Origin of the sequence: Microcystis sp. LE19-10.1B (genome assembly GCF_027530565.1) — a bacterium.
GTDB classification, from domain to species: Bacteria; Cyanobacteriota; Cyanobacteriia; order Cyanobacteriales; family Microcystaceae; genus Microcystis; species Microcystis aeruginosa.
In genome coordinates this window covers 1-3,901 of sequence record NZ_JAPZQM010000506.1, presented here as the reverse complement: position 1 = coordinate 3,901, position 3,901 = coordinate 1, and the positions used below count along the sequence as shown (strand labels likewise).

2 protein-coding genes are annotated in these 3,901 nt (G+C 42.0%); one reads left to right on the top strand and one right to left on the bottom strand.

Annotation, left to right across the window (positions count from 1 at the left end; genetic code table 11):
- The first annotated feature begins 613 nt into the window (after positions 1-613).
- Positions 614-1,021, top strand: a complete 408-nt coding sequence (locus tag O9332_RS18115) for a GxxExxY protein (protein WP_002759175.1) — start codon at positions 614-616, stop codon at positions 1,019-1,021.
- A 147-nt stretch (positions 1,022-1,168) separates the two neighbouring features.
- Here O9332_RS18115 and O9332_RS18110 read toward each other — a convergent pair whose 3' ends face one another.
- On the bottom strand, positions 1,169-3,691 hold the full coding sequence (locus O9332_RS18110; protein WP_288026716.1) for a glycogen/starch/alpha-glucan phosphorylase: 2,523 nt from the start codon (positions 3,689-3,691) through the stop codon (positions 1,169-1,171).
- Between the last annotated feature and the right edge of the window lie 210 nt (positions 3,692-3,901).

Sequence of the window (3,901 nt, the reverse complement as noted above, 5' to 3'; positions counted from 1 at the left end):
GTCAAAGATAACCTAATCATAGTCGCTCATTCAATCATGAGTCTAATCATCGTCTTAACTATGATTTTTGTGATTATGTGAGGGACTGTGATTTTTTTCGAGAGAGCGACCCCATGATGTGATATAAGACAATAAATACTGATGATTGTCAAAGATAACCTAATCATAGTCGCTCATTCAATCATGAGTCTAATCATCGTCTTAACTATGATTTTTGTGATTGTGTGATGGACTATGATTCTTTTCGAGAGAGCGACCCCATGATGTGATATAAGACAATAAATACTCATGATTGTCAAAGATAACCTAATCATAGTCGCTCATTCTAATCATCGTCTTAACTATGATTTTTGTGATTATGTGATGGACTATGATTCTTTTCGAGAGAGCGACCCCATGATGTGATATAATACAATAAATAGTCGTGATTGTCGAAAGATAACCTAATCATAGTCTATCATTCAATCATTCTAAATCATAGTTTAGACATTGAATTGTCAAAAACAACCCAATCATAGTCCATCATTAAATCATGAGTCTAATCATAGTTTAGACATTGAATTATCAGAGACAATCTAATCAAAATCCTCACTTCATCATCTAAATCCTAGCCATGACTTTTATTAATCCCCAATACCCTGAAAGTGAACTAACAGGTAAAATTATTGGTTGTGCAATGGAAGTTCACCGTATCTTAGGAAATGGTTTTCAAGAAGTAATTTATCAACGTGCTTTGGCAAAAGAAATGAACCTACAGGGATTATCTTTTTCGAGAGAACACGAAATGCCGATCTTTTATAAAGATGATCAAATAGGTACAAGACGAGTTGACTTTTTTGTTGAAGGTAAAGTGATGGTAGAATTAAAAGCCGTTATTCAACTTGAAGACGTTCACTTAGCACAAGCTATCAATTATCTCGAAGCTTATGGGTTAGATATTGGATTATTGCTTAATTTTGGAAATATCAGTTTACAGTTTAAAAGAGTTCACAAGCCGAAAAGAAAACCTAACTATAACTAGAAATAATTGAAGTGTATAAAACTTAAAATCCTAGTCCATCAAACAATCATAAAAATCATAGTTTAGACGTTTTCACAAAGCATTTTTGGGGCTACGGTTCCAGAATTCGGGCTAGTCAAGGACTAAACCCGAACTTGACCGAGTTTTTTAATCCTCTAAACTAATCTTGACCGGATTAACTTTCCAAATCTCTTGACAATATTCCCAGATTGTGCGATCGCTAGAGAATTTGGCCATACGAACCGAGTTGAGAATCGACATCCGCGTCCACTTGTCCCGATCGCGATAAGCTTCACTTACCTGTTCCTGACAATCAGCGTAGGATTGATAATCAGCTAAAAGCATATACTGGTCATCGTAGAGGAGAGAATCGACGATCGGCCTGAATAATTCCTGGTCACCATGGCTAAAATAACCACTCTTAATTCGATCGATCACTCCCTTCAATTCGCGATTATTTTTGTAATAGCTCATCGGTTCATAACCGTGTGCTTTCTTAGCATAAACTTCTCCTGCTGTCAAGCCAAAAAGGAAGAAATTTTCTGCCCCTGCTTCCTCGCGAATTTCGATATTAGCACCGTCCAGAGTCCCAATGGTGAGGGAGCCATTCATGGCAAACTTCATGTTACCGGTTCCGGAAGCTTCCTTACCCGCCGTGGAAATCTGTTCGGACAGATCCGCCGCCGGATAGATGCGTTGACCCAAAGAAACGTTAAAGTTAGGCAGGAAAACCAATTTTAAACGACCTCTGACATCAGGATCCTTATTAACAATTTCAGCTACAGCATTAGTTAACTTAATAATTAACTTAGCCATAAAGTAACCGGGGGCTGCCTTACCACCAAAGATAAAAGTGCGCGGCACGATATCGATCTGAGGGTTCTGTTTAATGCGATTGTAAAGGGCGATAATGTGCAGAACTGCCAGATGTTGGCGTTTGTATTCGTGAATCCGTTTTACCTGCACATCGAAAATCGAATTAACATCCACCTCGATATTGCGGGTTTTCAGCATATAAGCCGCTAAATCGGCCTTATTCGCCTGTTTAATTTCATACCAACGCTGACGGAATTCGGGATCATCAAGGTATTGTTCCAGTTTTCGCAATTCCTTCAGGTCTTTTAACCAATCATCGCCGATTTTTTCAGTAAATAGTGCCGATAATTGGGGATTGCTCAATAAAATCCACCGGCGCGGGGTGACACCATTGGTTTTATTGTAGAATTTTTCCGGCCAGAGCATGGCAAACTCTTTCAGGGTGTCCTTTTGCAGTAACTCTGTGTGTAAAGCGGCGACTCCGTTAATCGAGTGACTACCCACACAGGCTAAATTAGCCATGCGAATTTGTTTATTACCCCAACCAGCTTCTTCAACTATCGACAATTTGCCCAATAATTCCTCGTTATCGGGAAACCAAGTCCGCACATCCTCAAGGAAAAAGTGATTGATCAGATAGATAATTTCTAGATGTCGGGGCAGCAGTTTACCAAGTAAATCCGCCGACCAACGTTCCAGGGCTTCCGGCAATAGGGTATGATTGGTATAAGCGAAGGTTTTTTGGGTAATTGCCCAAGCTTTTGACCATTCTAAGCCGTTTTCATCCACTAACAAACGCATTAACTCAGCGATCGCAATGGCGGGGTGAGTATCGTTCAGTTGAATAGCGGCGGTTTCGTGGAAGTTTTGCAGATTTTTGTGGCTTTTTAGGTGAATGCGAATTAAATCTTGCAGGGAAGCGGCCACAAAAAAGTATTGTTGGGCGAGACGTAATTCGCGACCGGCGGGGGTGTTATCGTTGGGATAAAGGACTTTAGAAATGGTTTCCGCGTCCATTTTTTCGGCCACGGATTGATCGTATAACCCGGCGTTAAAAGCCTCAAAATTAAACGATTCACTCGCTTCTGCTTTCCAGAGACGCAAAGCGTTAACCGTGTTGGTTTTGTAACCCGGGACGGGGGTATCGTGGGGAATGGCTAAAACCCGACGTTCCGGCAGCCATTGTACCCGTTCCTGTCCCTTATCGTCGTGATAGATTTCCGTCCGGCCACCCAGTTTTACTTCCACACTTTCATCGGGACGGGGTAATTCCCAAGGATTGCCGAAGCGTAGCCAGTTATCGGGGATTTCCACCTGCCAACCGTTTTGGATGATTTGATGGAAAATGCCAAATTCGTAGCGGATCCCGTAACCGATGGCGGGAATTTCTAGGGAAGCGAGGGAATCGAGGAAACAAGCCGCTAAACGACCTAAACCGCCGTTTCCCAGGCCGGGATCCGGTTCCTGTTCGATAATTTCCTCAAAATCAAGACCTAATTCCTCGATCATCTCTTTGATTCGGTCATAAATACCCAAATTAGCGAGATTATTGCCTAAATACCGCCCCATGAGGAATTCGGCGGAGAAATAGCAGACGAGTTTAACTTTTTCTTGTTTGTAGGTGTCGGTGGATTTCAGAAAACGACGCAGCAGGCGATCGCGAACGGTGTAGGCAAGGGCGACATAGTAATTGTAGGGACTGGCATCGGTGCGGTTAACCCCTTGCAAATAAAATAGATTGTCCAGAAAAGCCCGTTTTAGGGTTTCGGGACTCATGCCCGTGCGATCATCTTCAATTAAAGTGGGGCATTGAAGTGCTTCAGGCCCATCAGCTAGGGTATAGGTTGTCTCCATGGGTTTTTGTTGTCCATATATTCGGGAGTCGATCGCCGATCAGACCTGATGACGATATCCTTTATAGTTTACTTGTTACCTTTTGGAGAGACTCAGACATTTAGATTTCTATTGGTTTTGAGAGGAGCAGCGATCGCAATTGCCGACAAAAAAGGGTGAACCCTGTCCACCCTCCCACAATTATTCACAAAAAAAGCTTAATAGCGTTTT

Bases quoted from the DNA above. Each gene is read 5' to 3' on its own strand.
- O9332_RS18115 (WP_002759175.1), top strand. From the start codon at position 614: ATGACTTTTATTAATCCCCAATACCCTGAAAGTGAACTAACAGGTAAA.
- O9332_RS18110 (WP_288026716.1), bottom strand. From the start codon at position 3,691: ATGGAGACAACCTATACCCTAGCTGATGGGCCTGAAGCACTTCAATGC.